This is a genomic window from Phreatobacter oligotrophus (genome assembly GCF_003046185.1).
GTDB lineage: Bacteria > Pseudomonadota > Alphaproteobacteria > Rhizobiales > Phreatobacteraceae > Phreatobacter > Phreatobacter oligotrophus.
Genome location: NZ_PZZL01000001.1, coordinates 424221 through 448282 on the forward strand (window position 1 = coordinate 424221; position 24062 = coordinate 448282).

21 protein-coding genes are annotated in these 24062 nt (G+C 68.1%); 13 read left to right on the top strand and 8 right to left on the bottom strand.

The window, feature by feature from the left end:
- The 4 genes from mltG to C8P69_RS02090 all read left to right on the top strand — a co-directional run bounded on the left by mltG (position 1) and on the right by C8P69_RS02090 (position 3755).
- Positions 1-1206 (top strand): endolytic transglycosylase MltG, encoded by a 1206-nt coding sequence (gene mltG / locus C8P69_RS02075; protein ID WP_245901833.1) that lies wholly within the window; start codon positions 1-3, stop codon positions 1204-1206.
- Positions 1207-1277: 71 nt separating this feature from the next.
- A complete protein-coding gene (locus C8P69_RS02080) occupies positions 1278-2165 on the top strand; it encodes a YicC/YloC family endoribonuclease (RefSeq protein ID WP_108174193.1) in 888 nt (295 codons plus the stop codon).
- 2 nt (positions 2166-2167) lie between these two features.
- A complete protein-coding gene (gene gmk, locus C8P69_RS02085) occupies positions 2168-2839 on the top strand; it encodes a guanylate kinase (protein ID WP_108174194.1) in 672 nt (223 codons plus the stop codon).
- 46 nt (positions 2840-2885) lie between these two features.
- Entirely contained in the window at positions 2886-3755 is an 870-nt protein-coding gene (locus C8P69_RS02090; protein ID WP_108174195.1) for a translation factor GTPase family protein, read from the top strand.
- On the opposite strand, the gene rsmA is transcribed toward C8P69_RS02090, so the two are convergent.
- The 6 genes from rsmA to lptF form a co-directional block, all read right to left on the bottom strand.
- Positions 3756-4592, bottom strand: coding sequence for a 16S rRNA (adenine(1518)-N(6)/adenine(1519)-N(6))-dimethyltransferase RsmA (rsmA, locus tag C8P69_RS02095; protein ID WP_108174196.1), 837 nt, complete (start codon positions 4590-4592; stop codon positions 3756-3758).
- A complete protein-coding gene (gene pdxA / locus C8P69_RS02100) occupies positions 4589-5599 on the bottom strand; it encodes a 4-hydroxythreonine-4-phosphate dehydrogenase PdxA (RefSeq protein WP_108174197.1) in 1011 nt (336 codons plus the stop codon). Before pdxA ends, rsmA begins: the two co-directional genes overlap by 4 nt.
- 5 nt (positions 5600-5604) lie before the next feature.
- On the bottom strand, positions 5605-6570 hold the full coding sequence (locus C8P69_RS02105; protein WP_108174198.1) for a peptidylprolyl isomerase: 966 nt from the start codon (positions 6568-6570) through the stop codon (positions 5605-5607).
- A gap of 79 nt (positions 6571-6649) precedes the next feature.
- On the bottom strand, positions 6650-9259 hold the full coding sequence (locus C8P69_RS02110; RefSeq protein WP_108174199.1) for an LPS-assembly protein LptD: 2610 nt from the start codon (positions 9257-9259) through the stop codon (positions 6650-6652).
- Positions 9259-10341 (bottom strand): LPS export ABC transporter permease LptG, encoded by a 1083-nt coding sequence (gene lptG / locus C8P69_RS02115; protein WP_108174200.1) that lies wholly within the window; start codon positions 10339-10341, stop codon positions 9259-9261. Before lptG ends, C8P69_RS02110 begins: the two co-directional genes overlap by 1 nt.
- Positions 10341-11516, bottom strand: coding sequence for an LPS export ABC transporter permease LptF (gene lptF, locus C8P69_RS02120; protein ID WP_108174201.1), 1176 nt, complete (start codon positions 11514-11516; stop codon positions 10341-10343). The genes lptG and lptF overlap by 1 nt, the downstream gene beginning before the upstream one ends.
- Before the next feature lie 203 nt (positions 11517-11719).
- Here lptF and C8P69_RS02125 point away from each other — a divergent pair, with 203 nt between their 5' ends.
- The 4 genes from C8P69_RS02125 to C8P69_RS02140 all read left to right on the top strand — a co-directional run bounded on the left by C8P69_RS02125 (position 11720) and on the right by C8P69_RS02140 (position 15643).
- A complete protein-coding gene (locus C8P69_RS02125) occupies positions 11720-13216 on the top strand; it encodes a leucyl aminopeptidase (RefSeq protein WP_108174565.1) in 1497 nt (498 codons plus the stop codon).
- A gap of 43 nt (positions 13217-13259) precedes the next feature.
- Positions 13260-13712, top strand: a complete 453-nt coding sequence (locus C8P69_RS02130) for a DNA polymerase III subunit chi (protein ID WP_108174202.1) — start codon at positions 13260-13262, stop codon at positions 13710-13712.
- A complete protein-coding gene (locus tag C8P69_RS02135; protein ID WP_108174203.1) occupies positions 13709-14896 on the top strand; it encodes an MFS transporter in 1188 nt (395 codons plus the stop codon). Before C8P69_RS02130 ends, C8P69_RS02135 begins: the two co-directional genes overlap by 4 nt.
- Before the next feature lie 63 nt (positions 14897-14959).
- Positions 14960-15643 carry a helix-turn-helix transcriptional regulator gene (locus tag C8P69_RS02140; protein ID WP_108174204.1) on the top strand — a complete coding sequence of 228 codons (684 nt, stop codon included), beginning with the start codon at positions 14960-14962 and terminating at the stop codon, positions 15641-15643.
- A 1-nt stretch (position 15644) separates the two neighbouring features.
- Here the strand turns inward: C8P69_RS02140 and C8P69_RS02145 are convergent, their stop codons facing one another.
- Positions 15645-17504: an ABC-F family ATP-binding cassette domain-containing protein gene (locus tag C8P69_RS02145; RefSeq protein WP_108174205.1), complete on the bottom strand. Its 1860-nt coding sequence runs from the start codon at positions 17502-17504 to the stop codon at positions 15645-15647.
- Positions 17505-17930: 426 nt separating this feature from the next.
- Complete coding sequence (locus C8P69_RS02150; protein ID WP_108174206.1) at positions 17931-18245, bottom strand: hypothetical protein; 315 nt, start codon at positions 18243-18245, stop codon at positions 17931-17933.
- Between the two features lie 246 nt (positions 18246-18491).
- On the opposite strand from C8P69_RS02150, the gene ndk reads away from it, so the two are divergent.
- From ndk to C8P69_RS02175, 5 genes are all read left to right on the top strand, one after another.
- Positions 18492-18917 (top strand): nucleoside-diphosphate kinase, encoded by a 426-nt coding sequence (ndk, locus tag C8P69_RS02155; protein ID WP_108174207.1) that lies wholly within the window; start codon positions 18492-18494, stop codon positions 18915-18917.
- A gap of 133 nt (positions 18918-19050) precedes the next feature.
- Complete coding sequence (locus C8P69_RS02160) at positions 19051-21162, top strand: molybdopterin-containing oxidoreductase family protein (RefSeq protein ID WP_108174208.1); 2112 nt, start codon at positions 19051-19053, stop codon at positions 21160-21162.
- Between the two features lie 104 nt (positions 21163-21266).
- On the top strand, positions 21267-21851 hold the full coding sequence (locus tag C8P69_RS02165) for a hypothetical protein (protein ID WP_108174209.1): 585 nt from the start codon (positions 21267-21269) through the stop codon (positions 21849-21851).
- Entirely contained in the window at positions 21839-23272 is a 1434-nt protein-coding gene (locus C8P69_RS02170; RefSeq protein WP_108174210.1) for a S1C family serine protease, read from the top strand. The genes C8P69_RS02165 and C8P69_RS02170 overlap by 13 nt, the downstream gene beginning before the upstream one ends.
- A 155-nt stretch (positions 23273-23427) precedes the next feature.
- Positions 23428-24060, top strand: coding sequence for a PilZ domain-containing protein (locus C8P69_RS02175; RefSeq protein WP_146167266.1), 633 nt, complete (start codon positions 23428-23430; stop codon positions 24058-24060).
- The last annotated feature ends 2 nt before the right edge of the window (positions 24061-24062 follow it).

Genomic DNA, 24062 nt, shown 5'->3' on the forward strand with positions numbered 1-24062 from the left:
ATGAGCGATACCCCCGGCAACGCCCCGCAAAACGGGCCCCGCCAGGCCATGAAGTCGCCCCGGGCGGCCCTTGAGCCGGAAGCGGCCCCGCCGCCGCCGCCGGCCTCGCGCCATGCGCGGAATCAGTGGGTCGTCATCGGCAACCTCATCATCACCATTGCCCTGGTGGTGCTGGTCGGCGGCATGGCCGGCTTCCTTTATTTCAACCAGGCCCTGACCGCTCCCGGCCCGCTGCAGCAGGACCGCGCCGTCTTCATCGAGCGCGGCTCGAACGCCGAGACCATCGCCCAGACCCTGGAGCGCAACGGCGTCATCAACAGCGCGCTGATCTTCTCCGCCGCCGTCCAGCGCTATGGCGTGCGCAACGACCTGAAATGGGGCGAGTACCTGTTCCCCAAGGGCGTTTCCACCGCCGAGGCCCTCGCCATCGTCCTCGAAGGCAAGGCCATCGAGTACCGCATCACGGTGCCGGAGGGCCTGACATCGGAGCAGATCGTCGGTCGCTTGCGCGACAACGACGTCCTCACGGGCGAGATCGCGCGGATCCCGCGCGAGGGCTCGCTCTTGCCCGACACCTACCGCTTCACCCGCGGCACGACACGCCAGCAGATCGTCGACATGATGACGCGCGAGCAGCAGCGCCGCCTGCAGGAGATCTGGGCGCGCCGCCGGCCCGACCTGCCGCTGCGCACCCCTGAGGAGCTCGTCACGCTGGCCTCCATCGTCGAGAAGGAGACCGGCAAGGCCGAGGAGCGTCCGCGCGTCGCCGGCGTCTTCATCAACCGCCTGACGCTGCCGCGCCCGATGCGCCTGCAGTCCGACCCGACGATCATCTACGGCATCGTCGGCGGCCGCGGCGCCCTCGGCCGCCCCATCAGCCAGTCCGACATCCAGCGGCTGACGCCCTACAACACCTACCAGATCGACGGCCTGCCGCCGACGCCCATCGGCAATCCCGGCCGCGCCGCCATGGAGGCGGTCGCCAATCCGGCCCGCCACCGCGAGCTCTTCTTCGTGGCCGACGGCACCGGCGGCCACGCCTTCGCCGAAACGCTGGAGCAGCACAACCGCAACGTCGCCAACTGGCGCCGGATCGAGCGCGAGCGCGGCGAGGCGGCGAGCACGGGTGGCGGAACGGCTCCCCCGGCGGCGGCCGCCGACGCGGCGCCTGCAGCCCCGGCGACGCCCCCGCGCGCCACCCGCTGATCACCCGCGGCGCTTGACCTCGCCGCGCCCGGCCCGTAACGGCCTGCTGACCAGTTGAGCCAGAGGATTCCATGGCCCTGTCCAGCATGACGGGCTTCGCCCGAGCCGAAGGCGTGACGGGTGCGGCCGTCTGGGCCTGGGAGATCAAGTCGGTCAACAGCAAGGGCCTCGACGTGAAGCTCCGGCTGCCCGGCAGCCTCGAGGCCGCCGAGCCGCAGATCCGCCAGGCCATTGCCGCCGCCGTCTCCCGCGGCTCCGTCTTCGCCTCGCTCTCCGTGAAGCGCGAGGGTGCCACCAGCGAAGTCAGGATCAACGAGGCCGTGCTCGCCCAGGTCGTCGAGGCCGCCCGCCTCGTCGCCGAAAAGCTCGACGCTCGTGCCCCCGCCATCGACGGCCTCCTCGCCATCAAGGGCGTCATCGACGTGGTCGAGGCCGAGGAGACGGAAGAGGAGCGCGCCGCGCTCATCGCCGCTATCCTCGCAGGTCTCGATACGGCCCTCGCCCGCCTCGTCGCCATGCGCCGCGAGGAGGGCAGGGCGCTGGAGGCGGTCCTCGTTGCCCGCCTCGACGAGATCGCCGCCCTCAAGGCCGAGGCCGAGGACAATCCCTGCCGCCGCCCGGAGACGATCCGCGCCCGCATCGCCGAGCAGATCGCGGCCCTGCTCGAGCCCGGCCGCAACTTTGATCCGGACCGCCTGCATCAGGAGGCGCTGATGGTCGCCTCCAAGGCCGATATCCGCGAGGAGCTGGACCGGCTCGATGCGCATGTCAGCGCCGCCCGCAAGCTGCTGGCCGGCGGCGGTGCGGTCGGCCGCAAGCTCGATTTCCTCGCCCAGGAATTCAACCGCGAGACCAATACGCTCTGCTCGAAGTCCAACGACGTGACGCTGACCTCCACCGGCCTTGCGCTCAAGGCGGTGGTCGAGCAGTTCCGCGAGCAGGTCCAGAACCTGGAGTAGCCATGGCCGATCCCGTCACGGCCCGCCGCGGCCTCATGCTCATCCTCACCTCGCCCTCGGGGGCGGGGAAGTCGACGCTGACACGCCAGCTCCTGCAGGAGGAGACGGAGATCGCCCTGTCGGTCTCGGTGACGACGCGCGCCCGCCGCAAGGACGAGATCGACGGCGTCCACTACCACTTTGTCGACCGCCCGGCCTTCGAGCGGATGCGCGAGGCGGGTGACCTCCTCGAATGGGCCGAGGTTCACGGCAATTGCTACGGCACGCCGCGCAAGGCGGTGGAGGATGCGCTCTCCGCCGGCAAGGACGTGCTTTTCGACATCGACGTCGCGGGCGTTCGCCAACTGGCCGCTATGGTGCGCGAGGACATGGCGACGGTCTTCCTGCTGCCGCCCTCGGTCGCCGAGCAGATCGCCCGCCTCAAGCGCCGCGCCAGCGACGACGATGCGGCCATCCTCAAGCGGCTGCGCACCGCCCGCGACGAGATCGAGCACTGGGCGGATTTCGACTACATCCTCGTCAATGACGATCTCGGCCGCGCCTTCACCGAGCTCAAGGCCATCCTCCATGCCGAGCGGCTGAAGCAGCGCCGCCGGCCGAAGCTCGAGGCGCTGATTGCCGAGCTCGGCCGCGACCTCGACGTCATTCTAGGGAACGGCCGGCTGCCGGGCTGACGCAGGCCGATTGCCGCAACGTGTGTCAGCTGACACATTTCGCGGTATGCGTGAATCCAACCCTGTTCCGTGGCCGCTGATCAATCTGACCCTCACCCCGCGGACTGAGGACGCGTTGGAGCGCCTCCATACGGCTCTCCGCATTCTCGCGGCCGAGGACGAACGTCTCCAAATATCGAGCCTAGCTCCTGCCGAGATCCAACTCGGCGGCGTCAGCGAGGATCACCTGGACGCGGCAGTTGATGCCTTGCGTCGGGTGCACGGCGTCGAAGTGATGTGTCCCGCGCCGACTGTAGCCTTCCGTGAAACCATCGCGCGGCCGATGGAGGTGGAGTGTCGGCAGCGCGTCGGCAACAGCATGTTGAGCCTGACAATCCGCGTGGAGCCGACAGCGAGCCTGTCGGTGACGGTCAGTGGTGAAGCAGTAAGTCTTGGCGCCGGCGACGCAGTAGCATTGCGCGAGGGAATTGAATATGCGGTGGGCAATGGCCCCGGATGGGGCTTGCCCGTAGCGGGTGTGGCGATCACGGTTCTGGCCGCCGAAACCCTCGGCGATCCCGTGGCCGTCCGGCGCGTTGCTGAGACCGCAACGCGCGAGGCCATCGAGCGTGGTGGCATTGTACTGATCGAGCCCATCCTGTCTGTCACGGTGACCGCGCCGGATGCTGTCTCTGCGCTGGTCGTCGCAGATCTGGTGAGACGCCGTGGGCAGGATGTGGTGCGCCGGCAGGACGGCGCAGCGTCCGTAGTCGAAGCGGATGTGCCGCTCATCAATCTCATGGGATATCGCAATAGCTTGCGGGAGATTTCGGGAGGGCTCGCAACACTTACGTCGCGCTACGCTCGCTATCGCCCCGCGCCACCGCACCTCGATGATGATCCTCCGCCTGTCGCTGCCATGGCGCTGCGCGCGTGATCACGCCGCCGCAAGCTCCGCCAGCCTGCAGAAGTCGGCGATGGCGAGGTTCTCCGCCCGCTCGGTGGGGTCGAGCCCCGCCGCCTCGATCAGCGGCATGGGATCCCGCCCGAGGCCCTTGAGGCTCTGGCGGATCATCTTGCGGCGCTGGCCGAAGGCGGCGAGCGTGACGCGCTCCAGCCATTTGACCGGGCAGGCGAGGGGCTCCGCCCGCGGCACGAGATGAACCACGGTCGAGGTGATCTTCGGCGGCGGCACGAAGGCTGAGGGGGCGACGTCGAAGACCATCTTCGCACTGGTGCGCCAGCCCGCCAGCACGCCGAGGCGGCCATAGGCCTCCGAGCCCGGCGGAGCGACGATGCGCTGCGCCACTTCCTTCTGGAACATCAGCGTCAGCGACTGGTACCAGGGCGGCCAGGCCTCGCCGGTGAGCCAGCCGGTGAGCAGGCTGGTGCCGACATTGTAGGGCAGGTTGGCGACGATGCGGGCCGGCGCGCCGCCGGCCAGCGCCGCGAAATCGACCTTCAGCGCATCGCCCTCGATGACCTCCAGCCGGCCCGGATAGGCGGCCGCGATCTCGGCGAGGGCCGGCAGGCATCGCGCGTCGCGCTCAATGGCGATGACGCGGGCGCCACCCGCGAGCAGGGCCCGGGTGAGGCCGCCGGGACCCGGTCCAACCTCCACGACGGTCGCGCCCTCCAGCGGACCGGAGGCCCTGGCGATGCGGCTCGTCAGGTTGAGGTCGAGCAGGAAGTTCTGGCCGAGCGCCTTCTTCGCCATCAGCCCGTGGCGGGCGATCACCTCGCGTAAGGGAGGAAGGTCGTCGATGGCGCTCAAGAGGTCGCCTTGCGCGCTGCGAGCCGCCCCGCGAGGGCAATCGCCTCGATCATGCTGGACGGCCGCGCCGTGCCCGTTCCGGCGAGGGAATAGGCCGTGCCGTGGTCCGGCGAGGTGCGGATGAAGGGCAGGCCGAGCGTGACGTTGACGCCCTCGTCGAAGGCGATGGTCTTCACCGGCGCCAGCACCTGGTCGTGATACATGCCGAGCACCGCGTCGTAGGTCGCCCGCGCAGCCGGGTGGAACAGCGTGTCGGCGGGATGCGGCCCGGTGGCGGCGATACCGATCCGGTTGAGCTCGGCAACCGCCGGGGCCACCACCTCGATGTCCTCGCGGCCAATGAGCCCGTCTTCCCCGGCGTGCGGATTGAGGCCGCAGACCGCGATGCGCGGGCGCGCGATGCCGAACTTGGTGACGAGGTCATGGGCGACGATGGCGCCCGTCTCGACGATGAGGGACGTGGTCAGCCTCTCCGGCACGGACGCCAGCGGGATATGGATGGTGACCGGCACAACGGCCAGGGTCTCGCTCCAGATCATCATCACAGGGCGCACCGGCCCGACGCGGAAGGCGCGGGCGAGCTCGCCGAGGAACTCGGTGTGGCCGGGATGGGTGAAGCCCGCAGCAGCGAGGACGGCCTTCGAGATGGGGGCGGTGACGATGGCGCCCGCGCGCCCCGCGCGGATGTGCTCGACGCCGGTGCGGATCGCCTCGATCACCACGCCGCCGGTCTCCGGCGTCGGCTCGCCCGGCCGGTCATCGAGGCCGCTGCCGATGTCGAGGACCGGAAGGCCGAAGGCGAAGGTGTCGCGCGTCTCCTCCGGCAGGCAGGGCACGATGGGCACGCCGATGCCGAGACGGGCGGCGCGCGCCTCCATCAGGGCGGCGTCACCGATGACATAGAAGGGCGGCAGGCGATGGTCGGCGCGGTCCCGCCAGGCCATGAGGGCGATGTCCGGGCCGATGCCGGCCGGCTCCCCCATGGAGATGGCGAGGGGCAGGTGCATCGGGCTTAGCGGCTCGCGGCGTCGCGGCCGTCGCGATAGGTGATCACCGCGTTCTGGCGCAGGCGGGCGAGATAGGCCTCGGAGATGCGCCGCATCTCGGCCGTCGTCATCTCCTCGCGCACCTGGTTGCGGGCGGCGGTGTCGGAGGTGCTGGCCTCTTCCTTGGAGCAGACGGCGATCATCTCGATGCCCTGGCTGGTGCGGCTCGGCGGCGTCAGCTTGCCGACGGCCGTCTGGTCCAGCACCTGGCGGAAGGCCGGGCTGAGGTCGGTGCCGAGGCGGCGGAACTGCTCGCGCACCGCCGCGTCGGGGATGCGCGAGACCTGCTCCATGTCGGTGGCGCAGCTGGAGAAGCGTCCGCGCAGGGCGTTGGCCTCGCCCATCCGCCGCTGAACGACCGCGGCAGGCGCATTGGCCGGCACCAGCAGGACGACCGGCCGCAGCACGTAGTTGACCGGCCGCGTCGCGCCCTGGCGACGGTTCAGCGCGTCGACGAGCTGGGTGTCGGTGATGAAGATGGTGCGGCCGTAGCGGGCGCCGATGAGGTTCGACCAGGACAGGTCGGCGCGCAGCTTGCCCTTGTAGACGCGCGGCTCGATGCCCTGAGAGCGCAGCACGGCGTCGAAGCCGCGCGGATCGATGCCGGAGCGCTGGGCGACCTGGGCATAGGCCTGGTCGACCTGCTGCTCGTTGGCCTCGACGCGGAAGCGGCGGGCCTCGGCGAACTTGATGCGGTCGTTGATGAGGTCCTGCAGCGCCTGCTCGGCGGAATGCGGCCGGCCCTCGCGGATCTGCAGGAGCCGCTGGCGCTGGGGAATGTCGAAGCTGGTGATCGGGATGCCGCCGATCGTGGCGATCACGCGGCCCTCCTGGGCGCGGGCCGGGGAGGGCGCCGCAAGGCCGGCGGCGAGCGCCAGGACGAGGGCAGCAAGGGCAAGGGGCCGGTTAGGCAAGGGTCGCACGGACGACATGGCGGGCGCCTCCTTGGACGTTGACGGGTCGCGAGCCTGCTGCCTCGCCCAAGAGGGTGGCGCAATCAGGGCAGGCGGCTCATTGCGAGGGGGGATTGAACCAGTTCGAGACGTTCTGCGACAGCGTCAGCTCGCCGATCGTGCGCAGGTTGAACCGGAACATGAAGCGGTGGACGTCGCGCGTCGAGGTGACGGCGCCCTGCGTCACCACCTCGGCGGCAAAGTCACGGGAATAGTAGAAGCCAAGCTGCATGGCGTCGTCGAGATAGTTCAGGCCGACGGTGAGCCCCTCGACCTTGTTCTTCTCGGCGAGGTCCGCCACGCCGGTGGCCGCGAGGTTCTGCCGCTGGAAGGCGAAGCGCGCCGCGCCATAGACCGTGAGGGTCTGGGTGAGCGAATAGGACATCGCCGCGCCGACCGAGCTGCGCGCCACCTGGTAGCCGAGCAGCGGCTGGGGCGCGAGATAGCCGAACGTGCCGGTCAGCGCGAAGTCGCCGAAGCGGCCGGTCGCGTCGAACTCACCGCGCTGCATGGCGAAGGTGCGCTCGTCGAAGCGGCCGCGCGCCGAGAGGCGGAAGTTGCGGTCGATCTGGTACTGGATGCGCGCCACATAATCGGACCGCGGCTTGTCGAGGCCCGAATTGGCGCCGGTCGAGGCCATGTCGTTGATGGCGCCCGAGCTGAACGAGTTGATGCCGAACAGGTGCAGAGACTGGCCGAACAGCACGTTCACCGACGAACCGTTGGTGAAGCGGTGGGTGAGGTTGAGGCCGTAGTTCATGCGGCCGCCGCCCTCGACGCGGTCCCAGCCCGAGAACTTGTTCACCTGGAACAGGTTGGTGTCGTCGAAGACGAGGCTCTGGGCATCCTCGTTGGGGATGTTGCCGATATTCGTCTCGTTGGGACGGGCGATGAACTGCACAACAGGCTCGATCGTCGTCGTGCCATAGGGGTTCGCGGCGATCCACGGATAGCGGTAGGTGATGCCGACGGTGGGCATGAAGCGCGTGTAGACGCGGTCGTCCTGCGCCAGGCGCGAGAACGAGCCGAGGACGGCGCTGTTGTCCTTCAGCTGATGGTAGGTCACGTCGCCGCGGGCGGAGACGAAGGGCTCCCAGACCTGGCCCATGCCGTCGATGATGCGGCGGCGCCAGGCGACCTCGGCCGAGGCGCGGGAATAGAGGCCGTCGATACCGTTCACCAGGCAGTTGGCGGGCGTGACGCTGCCGGGGACGTTGCGGTTGCAGAAAAGACCCGGATCCAGAAGTGGATTGCGCCGCGACACATCGGCCGCCTCGCGGGTCAGGCTGACCACGCTGGTGCGCCAGGACAGTTCGCCGCCGACGACCGACTGGTCCATGACCTTGAAATAGTCGAGCACCGGATGGGTGGTCGGCAGGATCTTGTTGTCGGTGTCCGTCGCGGTGATGCCGACATAGCGCGTCGCCGACAGGTCGAACCAGCTGCGCGGACCCTGGCCACGCAGGAACAGCCTGGAATTCGCCTCGGTCTGGCCCGGCAGCATGAGCGAATAGTCGCGCAGGAAGGCCGTGTCGGACATCAGGTTGAGGTCCCAGCCCACCGACCAGCGCTCGGTCAGCCGGTAGATGCCGGTCGTGTGGATGATGCCGCGGAATTCGCGGTTACCCACCTCGTTGGTGCCGTTCGAATAGGTGAAGACGCCCGGATCGTTCTGGCGGATGCCGGCGGCGCGGATCGTGTAGTAGCCGCTCTCGAAGCCATGCCGCCACTCGACGATCGGCATGAAGCCCTGGCGCGCGTAGTAGCGCGGCGCGATGAGCAGGTCGTAGTTCGGCTGGACGTTCCAGAAATAGGGGACCTCGACGCCGACGCCGGTGCGGTTGGAGCCGGAGATGCCGGGCATCAGGAAGCCGGAAGCCTTGCGGACGGTCGGATCCGGCGCCCAGAAGCGCGGCATGTAGGCGATCGGGACGCCGAACATCTCGAAACGGCCATCCTCGAAATAGATGGTCCGCTCGGATTCCCGGTGGATGATGCGCTTGGCCTTGATCGTCCAGGTCGGCGGCTTCGACTGGTCGGCCCGGCAGGAATCGCAGGCCGTGTAGGTCGCCCGCTCGAAAATGGTGGTGTCGCCGTTCTCGCGCGTCACTTCGGCCGCGCCGATGAAGCGGCGGTCCGGAGTTTCGATGTTCAGCGAGCGAACGAAGCCCTGCGTGAACTGCTGGTCGAACTCCATGTCCTGCGCATGGGCGATGATGCCCGACGGCTCGGTGATGCGCACATTGCCGGTGGCGCGCACGCGGCCCGACCGCTGGTCATAGGTGACAACGTCGGCCTCGATGGTGCGGCCGTCATAATAGATCTGGACATTGCCGCGGGCCGAAACCCGGCCGCTCTGCTCCTCGTAGACCATCTGCCCGGCATTGACCTGCATGGGCGCGCCACGCTCGGTGCGGGTGAAGCCGAGGCCAGCGCCCGGGGCGACCGCGGCCGGGGTCACCGGCGTGCGAACCTGCGGCTGGTTCTGGATCTGCGTCGGGTCGAGGATGAACAGCCGGCGCTCGGTCGGATCGGCGGCGTTCTGGGCGCGCGCGGGTGCAAGTCCGCCCGCTGCGGCGGCCAGCACCATCAGGCTGGCGGTCGCAGTCAGGGCAGAGCGGGCGATTCGGGTCGTGGAAGCCTTCGGGCGGCTTGCTGATCGAAGCATCAGCCGTCCTCCTGCTTCAGTAGAACCATGAAACCCATCAACGCACCGATGAATGCCGGCGACCACGCGGCCAGGACCGGGGGCACGAGATTCGAGCGCCCCAGACTGCCCGCGAGTTCGGAACCCACGTAAAGCAAAAATCCGGCGACCACGCCACCGAGAATTGTCCGCCCCAATCCGCCGAGCCGCGCGAACCGCAAGGACGCTGCGGCAGCCACCAGCACCATGGCCACCAGAAGCAGGGGGCGGGCGAGCAGAAGCTGGTACTGGAGCTCGAAACGGGCCACCGGCAGGCCCGATCGGCGGGCGAGCTCAATGAACTGTGGAAGCTCCCAGAACGACACCTGCTCGGGCATCACGAAGCTCTGCCGCACCTGCTCGGCGGTCAGCCGCGTCGCCAGCCGGTAGGTGTCGTGCCGGACCGGTTCGGCGCCGACCGAGGTCACGCGCGCCCGGTTGAGCAGCCAGTAGCCATCGCCGAGTTCGGCGCCATCGGCGTCGATGCGCTCCTTGAAATGGCCGTCCGTGTCGTAGACGAGGATGCTGACGCCGGTGAGCCGCTGGCCGCGATCCATGGCCGAGGCGGCATTGATGACGGCCTGGCCGCTAGGCGTCGCCTGGCGGAGCCAGAAATTGGTGCGCTGCTCCGACACGAGGTTGCGGCCGAAGAGCTGCGACTCGAGCCTCACCCCGCGCTCCCGGAACTCGGAGGCGACGGGGTTGTAGACCATGGCGGCGAAGACGCCGAGCAGCAGCGCCACGACGATGGCCGGCGAGAGGAACTGCCAGGCGGAGAGCCCGGCCGCGCGGGCCACCACCAGCTCGAGCTTCCTCGACAGGCCGAGGAAACAGAGCATTGCGCCGACCAGCACCGCGAAAGGCAGCACGATCTCGATGAAGGCCGGCACGCGGTAGATGGTGAGAAGGGCGACGAGATGGGTTGGCGCCCGCGTCGGATCCTCGACGCGGCGCAGCTGCTCGACGAAATCGACGATCAGCACCAGGCCCGCCGTGCCAAGGAAGGTCCCGCCCACCGAGCCGAGGAACTTCCGGGTCATGTAGCGGGAGAAGGTCGAGACCATCAGGCGCCGCCCCCGGCCGTGCGGGGCGTCACCAGGCGCATGAGGCGGTCGCTCAGCTCGCTCGACAGGCGGCTCAGCGCCTCCGGCGTGCGGATGCGGATCCAGCCGAGCGACACGGCGCCGAAGAACAGGATGGTCGCCATCGGCAGGAGATAGACGAAGGGCACGGCGGCGGGGCGCGCCGCCACGAGGCCGGACACAGCAAAGCCGCCGCCGCGAACGGCAGCCATGATGGCGATCGCCCCGGCGATCGCGGCACCGCGGCTTTGCCGCGTGGTGCGAGCCTGTCCCAGCATGGCGAACGCGATACACATCATGGCCAGTGGGTAGAGCGGCGCGGCGAAACGGTCGTGCAGCTCCTGACGGAACCGTCCCCGCCACCGCTCCAGCATGGGATCGGCGGGGTTCGGGCTCATGAGCTCCGAGGTATAGCGTTCGGAAGGTCTATAAATGGTTTCGGCCGCCTGGGTGAGCTGCGACAGGTCGAAGGCGTACCGGTCGAAGACGACGATGGCGGTCGCCCCGTCGCGCATGTCGCGGCGCTGCAGGTTGCCGGTCTCCAGCACGAAGAAGGTGCCCTGCGGCTGCTCGGTGATGACCCCGCGCTCGGCGACATAGGTCATGTGAACCTGCGGGTCGCGCGTGTCCGACACGACGATGCCGAGCAGCACGCCGCCCTGGGCGCGGTCGCGGATGTGGAAGGTCAGGCCCCGGTCCGCCTGGGTGAACTGGCCCGGCCGCACGATGGCGCTGAGCATGTTGGCCTGGACCTGGGTCAGCAGCAGGCGGAAATAGCGGATGGAGGAGGGGGTCAGCCACAGCGACAGCGAGCCGACGAAGACCATGACGATGGCCGTGAGCATCAGCAGCGGCTTGGCGATCCGCCAGGGCGGCACGCCCGCCGCCGACATGACGATCAGCTCGGAATCGCCGTTCAGCTTGTTCAGCGTCTGCATCACCGCGATGAACAGCGAGATCGGCGCGATGAGCGCCAGAAGCACGGGAATGCCGAGGCTGGTCATCAGGAAGAACAGCGCGATGGTCTGGCCGCTGTTCGTCACGAGGTCGAGCTGGCGCAGCACCTGGGTGATCCAGACGACCAGCGTCAGGACGAACAATCCGCCGACAAAGGCGAGCGCCGCCTGGCGGAAAATGTAGCGTTCGAGGGATCCCATACCCGGCCCATGCTGCCGCGGGGGACCGCCAACCCCGCTGGAACTCAAGCCCAAAGCCAGTAGAGCCCGAACGTGGCGCCGGCAAGGTCGCCCGAAGGCATGACGGCGATTCCCTGCCGCGCGTCTCCCTTGGGCCACAACGTCGCGATAGTGTGAACGCGACGGGATTGCGCCCGATTCGTCGCATCAGCAAGTTCGAGCCCATGCCAGATAGCCTGAAGATCCAGTTCGCCTCCCTTTCCGCCGAGACCGATGGTGTCGTTGTCGCCCTTGTCGGGGCCGACCTCGCCGTGCCGCCACATGCCGCGCGCCTTCTCGACAAGGCGGGCGATCTCGTCGACCGGGCGGCGAAGGCCGACGGCTTCAAGGGCAAGCCCGGCGGCTTCCTCGACATCCTGGCACCCGAGAAGGTCGCGGCCCCCCGGCTCCTCTTCGCCGGTGTCGGCAAGGCCGAGAGCTGGTCGGAACTGGATGTGGTGAAGCTCGGCGGCGCGATCTGCGGGCGCCTGCCGGATGCGGCGACCGAGGCAACCATCATCGCCGAGACCGCGGCGGGCCCGCTCTCGGCCGATCAGGCCGCCGATCTGGCGCTTGGCCTGCGCCTGCGCTTCTACGCCTTCGATCGCTACAAGACGAAGAAGAAGGAGGGCGATGAGGGCGTTCGCAAGCGGACCGTGACCATCCTCGTCGCCGACGAGAAGGCGGCGCGCAAGGCCTTCAAGGCCCGCGAGGCCATCGCCGACGGCGTCGATCTCGCCCGTGACCTCGTCAACGAGCCGCCGAACGTGCTCTACCCCACCGCCTTCGCCAAGCGCGCCGGCGACCTGTCGAAACTCGGCGTCGATGTCGAGATCCTCGGCGAGAAGGAATTGAAGAAGCTCGGCATGGGCGCGCTGCTCGCCGTCGGCCAGGGCTCGGCGCGCGAAAGCCATGTCGTGGTCATGCGGTGGGATGGCGGCAAGGACGGCGAAGCGCCGGTCTGCCTGATCGGCAAGGGCGTCTGCTTCGATACCGGCGGCATTTCGTTGAAGCCCGGCGAGGGCATGCAGGACATGAAGGGCGACATGGGCGGCGCCGCCGCCGTGGTCGGCGCCATGCACGCGCTCGCCGCCCGCAAGGCGCGCGTCAATGTCGTCGGCCTCATCGGCCTGGTCGAGAACATGCCGGACGGCAATGCCTACCGCCCCGGCGACATCCTGACCTCCATGTCCGGCCAGACCATCGAGATGATCAACACCGACGCGGAGGGCCGCCTCGTCCTTGCCGACGTGCTCTGGTACGCGAAGGACCGCTTCAAGCCGAAGGTGATGGTCAATCTCGCGACCCTTACCGGCGCCATCATGGTGGCGCTCGGCCAGGAACATGCCGGCCTTTTCGCCAATGACGACGACCTTGCCGGCAAGCTTTCCGCCGCCGGCCTTGCCACCGGCGAGAAGGTCTGGCGCATGCCGCTGAACGCCGACTACGACAAGCTCATCGATAGCCAGTTCGCCGACATGAAGAACACCGGGGGCCGCTACGGCGGCGCCATCACCGCCGCCCAGTTCCTGCAGCGCTTCGTCGGCGACACGCCCTGGGCCCATCTCGACGTCGCCGGAACGGCGATGAACTCGATCAAGGGTGATCTCAACCGCTCCTGGGGTGGCGGCTGGGGCGTGCGTCTGCTCGACCGGATGATCGCCGAGGGCTACGAGCGCTGAGACCGGCCGGCGGGCCGTGAGCCATGCATAATCGCGGGGACTCGTGACCGACATCCTGTTCTACCATCTGCAGAACCAGCCGCTCGAAAGGGTCTTGCCGGTGCTGCTCGAAAAATCGGTGGAACGCGGCTGGAAGGTCGCCGTCGAGGCCGCCTCGCCCGAGCGGGTCGAGGCGCTCGATGCGCTGCTCTGGACCTATGACGATGCGAGCTTCCTCGCCCATGGCACCGACCGCGAGGCCGATGCCGCGGCGCAGCCCATCCTCATCACGGCAGGTCCCGGCCGCGCCAATGGCGCCAGCGTGCGCTTCCTCGTGGACGGCGCGCCGCTCCCCGAGGATGCCGCGTCCTACGAGCGCATCGTGCTGATGTTCGACGGCAATGATCCGGACGCGGTCGATCGCGCGCGCGAGGCCTGGAAGGTCGCCCGCGCCGGCGGTCATGCCTGCACCTACTGGCAGCAGGACGAGACCGGCCGCTGGAGCAAGAAGGCGTGACCGGCGAGGTCAAGCCGGGCGATGCCGACGCACCCGCCGGTTTCATCGACGCTGCCGCCCGCAGCGAATTTGCCCGCCTGGCCGCGGTGATCTTCCTGACCGCCATGACCAACCAGCAATCGGTGCTGCTGGCGGTCGTCTGGGAGGATGTCGGCTTCTCGCCGCGCGACATCGGCCTGCTCATCGCCATCTATGGCGTGCCGCTGGTGGCGATGAGTCTATTCTCCGGCCCGCTCGCCAACCGCATCGGCATCCTGCAGACGGTCAGGATCGGCGCGGTGCTCACCGTCCTCGGCTTCGTCAGCCTCTACCTGACCCATGAGAGCGTCATCGGCTCGCTCGTCTCGCGCCTCATCCAGGGTACCGGCTTCGCGCTCTTCCATGCGCCGGTCATGACCTATGGCTCGACCCGCCTGACCCGCGAGCGCTTCGTGCGGCTCTTCGGCCTGCTCTCGGCCATGGCGCCGCTGCCCTATGCCTTCGGGCCCATCCTCGCCGAGTTCCTCTACCACTGGCTCGGCCATTACGGCTATTTCCTCGCCGGCGCCGTGCCAGGGCTCCTCGGCTTGCCGCTGCTCTGGACCTTTCGTGCCGTCGACAAGACGGAAGGGCCGGTCGGCGGCATTCTCGGCCTGCTCGCCAGCCGCCGCATCTGGCCTCCACTCATTGCCGCCATCGTCTACGGCTACATGTTCGGCTTCATCAGCGCCTATGCCGCCCCGTTCCTGGTGGAGCGCGGCATTGTCGTCGGCGCCTTCTTCACCGCCTTCACCGTGTCGATCTTCGCGGTGCGCTTCGGCGGACTCGCCCTCATCGAGAATGTCGACCGCCGGCTGGTGGTGGCGGGCGGGGCGGTCCTCCTCGCCTCGGGACTGACCATGGTGGCGCTGGCGACAAGCCTGCCCGGCGTCGTCGCCGCCGGTTTCGTCTTCGGCCTCGGCCATTCCATCGGCTTTCCCGTGCTTTCCGCCTGGATCTGCGACGGCACGCCCCCGGAACAGCGCGCCACGCCCATGGCGGTGTTCAACGCCACCTTCTTTGCCGCCATGACGGTCATCGCCCTGCCGGCGAGCCTCGCCATCGCCCAGGTCGGCTATGTCCCGGTCATGGTGACGATGTCGGTCTCCAGCCTGGGGCTCGCGGCGCTCCTCGCCATCGCCTGGTCCCGACGTTTTCGCAGGTAGGGCTGGCGCTGCTGACAGGCTGCTGTCACAACGATGTCAGCAGCCCTGCGGCAACCTGACGCCATGAGACCGTCTGACCGACTCTTCCAGATCATCCAGATCCTGCGCCGCTCGCGCCGGCCGCTGACGGCCGAGGCCATCGCTGCCGAGCTCGAGACATCGAAGCGCACGATCTATCGCGACATCTCGACCCTGATCGGCCAGCGCGTGCCGATCCGGGGCGAAGCCGGCCTTGGCTACATCCTGGAGGGCGGCTTCGACCTGCCGCCCCTCATGCTGACATCGGACGAACTGGAGGCCGCGGCCCTCGGCGCCCGCTGGGTGCAGTCGCGCGGCGATCCGGCCTTGTCGCGGGCCGCCGCCGATCTCATCGCCAAGCTCGCCGCCATCGTGCCGGAAAAGCTGCGCGACGTGGCGCTCGATCCCGTCTCCCGCACCGGGCCGGCCTGGGAGCCGACCGAGGACCGCATCGACCTCGCCAAGGTCCGCGGCTGGATCCACGAGGGCAAGAAGATCGCGCTCGGCTACAATGACGAGCAGGGCAGGGCGACCGAGCGCATCACCTGGCCGGTGGCGGTCGGCTATTTCGACAGCGTCCGCCACCTCATCGCCTGGTGCGAGCTGCGCCGCGACTTCCGCTCCTTCCGCACCGACCGCATCGCCTCGGCGACCTTCCTGGAGGAGCGCTACCCCGAGCGTCCGAGCGTGCTCCGGGCCCGGTGGCGCAAGACGATCAAGGAGAACTAGGTCAGCCCCCCGCGGCCTCCAGCGCGGCGCTGGCCTCGAGCCAGGCCTCCTCGGCCTCGGCGAGCTGCTTTTCGCGAAGCCCGCGGGTCTTCGCGGCCTGGGCGGCGCTGTCGGGATGGGCCTCGAAATAGCCGGGCTGGGCGAGGATGCGGTCGATCTTGTCGATGTCCGCCCGCAGCTTCTCCATCGTCGCCTCGACCTCGGCGACGCGTTTCGCCAGCGCCTTGGTCTCGCCGCGCGGTGTGGCCTGCGGCTTCGGGGCGGCGGGTTTCTCGGGCTTGTCGCCGGCAGGGGCGGGGCCCGACAGCACGATCTTGCGGTAGTCGTCGAGGTCGCCGTCGAAGGGTTGCACTGTGCCGTCGCGCACCAGCCAGAGCCGGTCGACGGTTGCCTCCAGCAGGTGCCGATCGTGCGAAACGATCATCACCGCGCCGGCATAGCCGTTCAGCGCCTCGACCAGGGCGGCGCGGCTGTCGATGTCCAGGTGGTTCGTCGGCTCGTCGAGGATGAGCAGGTTCGGCCCGTCGAAGACGGCGATGGCGAAGAGCAGGCGCGCCTTCTCGCCACCCGAGAGCGACGAGACCTTCGTGTCGGAGCGCTCGCCGGAAAAGCCGGCACGGGCGCAGGCCGCCCGCACCTTCGCCTCCGGCTCGTCCGGCATGAGGCGGCGCAGGTGCTGGTAGACGCTTTCGGCCGGGCGCAATTCGTCGAGCTGGTGCTGGGCGAAATAGGCGATCTTCAGCTTGTCGGCGCGGACCAGCCGCCCGGCCATCGGCTTCAGGCGGTCGGAGATGAGCTTGAGGAAGGTCGACTTGCCGTTGCCGTTGGCGCCGAGCAGACCGATCCGATCGTCGTCGTCGATGCGCAGGTCCAGCCGCCGGAGGATCGGCTGTCCCTCGGCATAACCGACCGACGCCCCCTCCATGGTGATGATGGGCGGCGAGGCCTTGCGCTGCGGCTCCGGGATGACGAAGGGCGGCACGTCGGTTTCGACGATGGTCGTGACCGTCTCCATCTTCTCCAGCATCTTCAGGCGCGACTGCGCCTGCCGTGCCTTGGTCGCCTTGGCGCGGAAGCGGTCGACGAAGCTCTGGAGATGGGCGCGCTTGTCCTCCTGCTTCTTCGCCGCCTTCTCGCGCACCGCGATCTCGATGGCGCGGGACTTGGCGAAGGTCGTGTAGGAGCCCTTCCAGAGCTGCAGCTTGCCCTGGTCGAGATGCAGGATGTGCTCGACGGAGGCGTCCAGCAGGTCACGGTCGTGGCTGATGAGCAGGACGCTGTGCGGATAGCGCGCGAGATAGTCCTGCAGCCAGAGCGTGCCTTCGAGGTCGAGATAGTTCGTCGGTTCGTCCAGCAGCAGCAGGTCCGGCGCGGTGAAAAGCACGGCCGCGAGCGCGACGCGCATCCGCCATCCGCCGGAGAAATCCGAGCAGGGGCGGGCCTGCGCCGCCGTGTCGAAGCCGAGGCCGGCGAGGATCGAGGCCGCTCGCGCCGGCGCCGAATGGGCGTCGATGTCGACGAGCCGCGTCTGGATCTCGGCGATGCGCTGCGGATCGGTCGCGGTCTCGGCCTCCTTCAGGAGCGCGGCGCGCTCCTTGTCGGCCTTCAGCACGAACTCCAGAAGGGAATCCGGCCCGCCCGGCGCTTCCTGCGCCACGCCGCCCATCCGCGCCCGCGACGGCAGCTTGATCGTGCCGGAATCGGCGCCGAGCTCGCCCTGGATGACCTTGAACAGCGTCGACTTGCCGGTGCCGTTGCGGCCGAGGAAGCCGATGCGCGCATCCGGCGGCAGCATCACCGAGGCATTGTCGATGAGCACGCGGCCGGCCACCCGCACGGTCAGGTCGTTGATCTGCAGCATGGAGGGCTTTTGGCCGAGCGGGCCATGCGATGCAAGGGCGAGACGGCGGGGTAGGGAATAGACCCCTCACCCTTCCCTCTCCCCGCACGCGGGGAGAGGGGGGCCACAACGTCGCGCCACATCATGAGGCGTCATGCCAGGCACACACGTGGTCGCCGCACACGCAACGCCTTTGCCCCCTCTCCCCGCTGGCGGGGAGAGGGAAGGGGGAGGGGCCAGGTGTAGTCGCGGCGGCAGCGGCCGGCGCCCTGTTCAAGGCCAAGATTCTGGAGGCGTGACCATCCTGGAGCCGTGACGATCCTGGAGGCCTGACGCGCCCTGAAACGGACGAGGCCCGCCACCGATACATCCTCGGTGACGGGCCCGTACCCGCGCGAGCCGGGTTGGGTGGGGCGTCGGAAGGCCCGCGCGACTACTCGAAGCGGGTCAGCGGCAGATGCGGACCCAGCGAACCTCGGGGCCCCAGGGCGTGTCGACCCAGCGGCGCTCCCGCCAGCAGGCCGGCGCCACATAGGCGGGGCGGTAGGGACGATAGAAGCCGTAGGGCGGCGGCGGCGGACGGTGCCAGTGCGGGCGATCCCAGCCCGGGCGGCCCCAATAGGGGGGCGGGCCACCCCACTGGACCGGCGTGGCACCGAAGCCGATGCCGATCGAGACCTGGGCCTTGGCATCGTTGGGCGTGGCGGCGACCGCGCCGAGGGCGGCGAGGCCGGCGAGGGCGGACAGAACCAGACGGCGCATGGTGCATCTCCAGTGGCTCGGATCACCCGGTCCGGGGAGCCCGGTGGCGTCCCCGCGGTGACCATGGAACGGACTGTGACCTGTTGCCGCTGAACCGGTTCTGATCCCTCCCTTCATCCAGCGTTCAGCTGCGACGCCCTGCCTCCACGCCCGCCGCGACGATGCCACCGCTCGCCCGTTGCGGGCGCAGCGGCCCGCTGCTATGAGCGCGCCCACATCCCACCGACCCGTTCCCAAGGAGCCAGCATGGCCATCGAGCGCACCTTCTCCATCATCAAGCCGGACGCCACCAAGCGGAACCTCACCGGCGCCGTGAATGCCGTCATCGAGAAGGCCGGCCTGCAGATCGTCGCCCAGAAGCGCATCCGCATGTCGCTGCCCGAGGCCCGCAAGTTCTACGCCGTCCACAAGGAGCGTCCCTTCTTCGGCGAGCTCGTCGACTTCATGGTCTCGGCCCCGGTCGTCGTGCAGGTGCTCGAGGGCGAGAACGCCGTCGCCAAGTACCGCGAGATCATGGGCGCCACCAACCCGGCCCAGGCCGCCGAGGGCACCATCCGCAAGCTCTACGCCGTCTCGGTCGGCGAGAACTCGGTCCACGGCTCCGACTCGGTCGAGAACGCCAAGATCGAGATCGCCCAGTTCTTCTCCGAGAACGAGATCCTGCCGGCCTGATCCGGTTGTCCGGGCAACCCCCGGATGGTCCACAGCTATGCGGAAGGCGGGCTTGAGGCCCGCCTTTTTCGTTGGCTCCGCATTCTGTAGTCTGGCGTCGTTCCAGCCTGCCGCTGAGCCTCCCGGAGCCCGCATGAACGCACCGCTGCGCGTCGATCGCCTGAAGTCGACCTGCCCGCACGACTGCCCCTCGGCCTGCTCGCTGGAGGTGGAGGTCATCGACGGCAAGACGATCGGCCGCGTCCATGGCGATCCCGACCAGAGCTACACGGCGGGCGTCATCTGCGCCAAGGTGGCGCGCTATGCCGAGCGCATCCACCATCCTGACCGGTTGCTCCATCCGCTGATCCGCAAGGGCCCCAAGGGCTCAGGCACCTTCCAGCGCATCTCCTGGGACGAGGCGCTGGCCATGACGGCCGAGCGGTTCCTCGAGGCCGAGAAGCGCTACGGCGCCGAGACGGTCTGGCCCTATTACTATGCCGGCACCATGGGCTTCGTGCAGCGCGACGGCATCAACCGCCTGCGCCATGTGAAGAAATATTCCGGCTTCTACTCCACCATCTGCACCAACATGGCCTGGTCCGGCTTCATCGCCGGAACGGGACGCCTCGCCGGCGTCGATCCGCGCGAGATGGCCAAGGCCGACGTGGTGGTGATCTGGGGCACCAATCCCGTCTCGACCCAGGTCAATGTCATGACCCACGCCATGAAGGCGCGGAAGGAGCGCGGCGCTAAGATTGTCGTCGTCGACGTCTACCGCACCGACACGGTGAAGCAGGCCGATCTCGGCCTCGTGGTGAAGCCGGGCACCGACGGCGCGCTCGCCTGCGCCGTCATGCACGTGCTCTTCCGCGACGGCTATGCCGACCGCGATTATCTCAATGCCTACACGGACGTGCCGGCCGAGCTTGAATCGCATTTGCAGAGCCGCACGCCGGCCTGGGCCGCCGCCATCACCGGCCTGACGGTCGAGGAGATCGAGGCCTTCGCCAAGCTTGTCGGCGAGCACAAGAAGACCTTCTTCCGCCTCGGCTACGGCTTCGGCCGCCAGCGCAATGGCGCGGTGAACATGCACGCCGCCTCCTGCATTCCCGCCGTCACCGGCGCCTGGAAGCACGAGGGGGGCGGCGCCTTCCACAACAACGGCGCGATCTATCATTGGCGCAAGTCCCTCATCGAGGGCCTCGACGCCAAGGATCCGGGCGTCAGGATGCTCGACCAGTCCCGCATCGGCGCGATCCTCACCGGCGAGGCGAGGGCGCTGCGCCGGCCCGATGGGTCCGAGGGCGCGCCGGTCACCGCGCTCCTCATCCAGAACACCAATCCGGTGAACGTCGCCCCGGACCAGACCAAGGTCATCGAGGGCTTTGCCCGCGACGACCTCTTCACCGTGGTCCACGAGCAGTTCATGACCGATACGGCGAAGATGGCCGATCTCGTCCTGCCCGCCACCATGTTCATGGAGCACGACGACCTCTACCAGGGCGGTGGCCACCAGCACATCATGCTCGGCCTCAAGCTGGTCGACGCGCCCGGCGAGTGCCGCTCCAACCACGAGCTCATCACGGATCTGGCGGGACGGCTCGGCGCTGAGCATGACGGCTTCGCCATGACCCCGCGCGAGATCATCGACTGGACCCTGCAGAAGTCCGGCTGGGGCACGCTGGCCGAGCTGGAAGTGACCAACTTCCGCGACGTTCAGCCGAAATTCGACGAGGCGCACTACCTCAACGGCTTCGCCTATGGCGACAGGAAGTTCCGCTTCAAGCCGGACTGGCCCAACGTGCCCTATGCCAGCATCGGCACGATGGGTCCGGTGGACACCATGCCTTCGCTCCCCGACCACTGGGCCGTGACCGAGGAGCCGGACGCCACCTATCCGTTCAAGCTCGCGACCTCGCCGGCGCGCAGCTACCTCAACTCGTCCTTTGCCGAGACGCCGTCGTCGCGCAAGCGCGAGGGTCGGCCGGAGGTCATGATCAATCCCGCCGATGCGACGCGCCTCGGCATCGAGCACGGCGCGAAGGTCCAGGTCGGCTCGCCCCGCGGCACGGTGATCCTCCATGCCCGCGTCACCGACCAGACCAGGCCCGGCACCCTCATTGCCGAGGGGCTCTGGGCCAATGCCGACCACGAGGGCGGGCGCGGCATCAACATGCTCACCGGCGCCGATGCCGTTGCCCCGTTCGGCGGCGCGGCATTTCACGACAACAAAGTGTGGATACGGAAGAGTCCTGCGGCGTAAGGTTGTTGTTGACGCTGATGGGTTGCTGCAGTTGAGTCCCTCCCGACCCGGTATTGGGGGGATGCATGGCAGGATCAGCGTCACCCTCCGATGTGACGGCGGGAGTGGCCCTTGGCCTGCTCACGGGGTTCATCGTGGCGCTTGCATCGCAGGGTGCGGTGGGAGCTGTTGTCACGGGCCTCGTCGCATTGCTGGCGGCCTTCTTCGGCCTCGCCAAGGACATCCGGATCGTTGACACCTCCCCCGTGAGGATCATCGCGTTTTCGGCAGCAGCCCTTGTCGCATTAGCGGTGGGCTTGCTGGTCCGAACCCATGACATGTTGAGCCCTTCTCCGCGCACGGTGATCGAGAAGCTGGAGAATGGCCTCTTTACCCGCAAGGACGAGCGCTCGTGGGAGATGTCCCGTGACATCTACCTCTTCCAACAGTTCGGCCTGGTTCCGCCGGGTCGCACGGCCGCAGCCGCTCCTCGCCTCTCGCCGAGCAGTTCCCTCTTGTTCGCTGGCCCCTCGCTAGAACAGTGCGATCGCACCAATCCGGCCGCCGTCGAAGGCGCAACGGCCCTGAGGTCTCTATTCGCCGCCGAGGGCGGCGGGTTCAAGGACCTTGCCGACAGTGTCGCTTCGCTGGCCGATGATGCGCAGGTGCGAATTCTTTCGGCCGCACGGAGGGTCGCGTGTTCGCGTTGACGACCTCGGCACGCATGCTCCGTGCGATCATCCTGGCGCTGGTTCTGCTGCCAATGCCAACTCGGGGGCAGGACATCCAGCAAGCCCTGTCGAGCGTCGTCCTCGTGGTAGCGCGCGAATGTGCCAGCGCGCAGGGAGCCAAGGCCGGAAGCGGCTTTGTCTGGCGCGACCAGACGACTGTGGTGACCGCATTCCACGTCGTGACCAACTGCCAGTCGCTGTCGGTGCGGACCAGCGCTGGATCCGTCCCAGCGCAACTTGACCGGGTTCTCGTCGATGCCGACCTCGCCATGCTGCGCCTCGCATCTCCCCTCCCGGCGGCGCCGCTGAACGCTGCGCCAAGTTCTCCGAGCGCTGGCGACGAAGTCGTCGTTCTGGGCTTTCCTCTGAACGTGCCTACCCCCGATTCCCGGTTTCTCCGGATTGTGCACGCCACTCCGAACGCCCGACGGCTACGATCCTTGCTGCCGGCAGACGCAGCCGGTGAGATTGAGCGTGCAGGCATTCCCTCGCTCGACATCGAAATCCTTCGCATCGACGGCAACATTCTTCCCGGTCATTCCGGCGGCCCGATCGTGAATCGGGTCGGGCAAGTGGTTGGGATAGGGTCGGGGGGACTGCAATCCGGTGCGGTCGGCGTCGGCTGGGCGGTATCGTCCCGTTACCTGAACGGGCTGCCGTCCGGTCTGGCCGGTCGAGACGCCCCGGCTATTGCCGCAACCAGCTTCGGGTTCCGGGCGCCAGCGCCCGACCAGCGCTTTCCTCAGGTGACCTGTGGCGATCTGTCGGTCTATCGCTCTCACACCGCGACGTTGGCCCAGTTGGTCGCTTCGAACGATGATCCGGCTGGCTTGAATTATCTCGCCCAGTTCGCTGGATACGCGCCTGACGAACTCCAGCAACTCCGCTTCACGGTCTATGTGGAGCCTGGCTCTGGCTTGTCGCTGGTTGTTCCGGAAAACACGATCCTGTTTCCCGACCCTCAGGGCTGTTCTGCCAGCTTCGTGCCCAACGGAGGCATTTTCCTGCGTGTCATGGTGGGGCGTGCGCCCAATAACCAAACGGCCTATCAAAGGTTCTCACCGGGTTTCCAACCGCGACACCTGCAGTGGGTCCCTTATGTCCCCTTCTCCTACACAGCGCCACGGACACGGCCTGACGGTACCGAAGTCTACCGTCATGCAGGTGTCTCGGCGCCGATGGGCCTCGGTGAGAGTTTTCGCACCGTGATCCATCGCCGCGAAACCTTCGGTGCCATCGAGGTCAACAACTATGCGCTGAATCCGACACTTGAGTTTCAATGCCGCAATCTGGGGCCCGCAATGATGCAGGTCCCAAACTGTACAAGCTATTTCCAGTTCAAGCGGTTCTGGGCGGCGATGGTCCTGGGGGCCCATCTCACCACCATGCCGCCGATCTGACGCTGCGGCAATAAACACAGGATAAAATGACGCTAGGGTAACCAGCGATTACGTGAAATCCGGTGCTTCGACTCAAGTTTTATTTGGGTCTTAAGCATCCGTTGGGAGCCGGACGGTATGATGCCGTCATTCATCCCCTACGAATGATTTCTCCGATGCGTATGGTCTCCGATATTGCGGCCCTCGAGGGCGTTGAACGGCGTTCGGAGCCGCGCGTCATCATGAGCCTCGCCGGAACCTGCTCCCTGTCCGCACTGCGGGACGAGGCCGGCCAGCGCCGCGAGTTTCCCTGCCGCGCCATCAACATGTCGAGCCGCGCGCTGATGCTGGCCGCGCCGGTCAAGGCGACGCTGAACGATCGCGCCATCGCCTATATCCCGAGTTTCGGCAAGCTCTCGGGGCGCATCATCCGCGTTCTCGACGGCGGTTTCGTCATGAGCCTGACCGTCTCGGAGGACGAGCGGGGCAAGATCGCCCGCCGCCTCGACTGGATGCAGGAGCATCAGGCCCACGACACCCATGACCTGCGCCTTGCCGCGCGGATCGTGCCGCTGGAGCCCTTTGCCCAGCTCGCCTTCGCCGATGGCACGATCCTGTCCTGCCTGGTCATGGACATGTCGCTGACCGGCGCGGCGATCTCCGCCGACATGGTGCCGGCCATCGGCACGGTTCTGGCGGTGGGCAAGATCCCGGGGCGGGTGTGCCGCCATTTCCCCGAAGGCTTCGCCGTCGCCTTCCTCAAGGAGCAGGAGCCGGGCGCGCTGGAGCACCTGCTCTTCGCCCGCTGAGG

Coding starts and splice junctions, on each gene's coding strand:
- C8P69_RS02125 (WP_108174565.1), top strand. CDS start 11,720: ATGCCAGATAGCCTGAAGATCCAGTTCGCCTCCCTTTCCGCCGAGACC.
- C8P69_RS02145 (WP_108174205.1), bottom strand. CDS start 17,504: ATGCTGCAGATCAACGACCTGACCGTGCGGGTGGCCGGCCGCGTGCTC.
- C8P69_RS02150 (WP_108174206.1), bottom strand. CDS start 18,245: ATGCGCCGTCTGGTTCTGTCCGCCCTCGCCGGCCTCGCCGCCCTCGGC.
- C8P69_RS02160 (WP_108174208.1), top strand. CDS start 19,051: ATGAACGCACCGCTGCGCGTCGATCGCCTGAAGTCGACCTGCCCGCAC.
- C8P69_RS02140 (WP_108174204.1), top strand. CDS start 14,960: ATGAGACCGTCTGACCGACTCTTCCAGATCATCCAGATCCTGCGCCGC.
- C8P69_RS02175 (WP_146167266.1), top strand. CDS start 23,428: ATGCGTATGGTCTCCGATATTGCGGCCCTCGAGGGCGTTGAACGGCGT.
- gmk (WP_108174194.1), top strand. CDS start 2,168: ATGGCCGATCCCGTCACGGCCCGCCGCGGCCTCATGCTCATCCTCACC.
- lptF (WP_108174201.1), bottom strand. CDS start 11,516: ATGGGATCCCTCGAACGCTACATTTTCCGCCAGGCGGCGCTCGCCTTT.
- mltG (WP_245901833.1), top strand. CDS start 1: ATGAGCGATACCCCCGGCAACGCCCCGCAAAACGGGCCCCGCCAGGCC.
- C8P69_RS02090 (WP_108174195.1), top strand. CDS start 2,886: ATGCGTGAATCCAACCCTGTTCCGTGGCCGCTGATCAATCTGACCCTC.
- C8P69_RS02110 (WP_108174199.1), bottom strand. CDS start 9,259: ATGCTTCGATCAGCAAGCCGCCCGAAGGCTTCCACGACCCGAATCGCC.
- C8P69_RS02105 (WP_108174198.1), bottom strand. CDS start 6,570: ATGTCGTCCGTGCGACCCTTGCCTAACCGGCCCCTTGCCCTTGCTGCC.
- lptG (WP_108174200.1), bottom strand. CDS start 10,341: ATGGTCTCGACCTTCTCCCGCTACATGACCCGGAAGTTCCTCGGCTCG.
- pdxA (WP_108174197.1), bottom strand. CDS start 5,599: ATGCACCTGCCCCTCGCCATCTCCATGGGGGAGCCGGCCGGCATCGGC.
- ndk (WP_108174207.1), top strand. CDS start 18,492: ATGGCCATCGAGCGCACCTTCTCCATCATCAAGCCGGACGCCACCAAG.
- C8P69_RS02080 (WP_108174193.1), top strand. CDS start 1,278: ATGGCCCTGTCCAGCATGACGGGCTTCGCCCGAGCCGAAGGCGTGACG.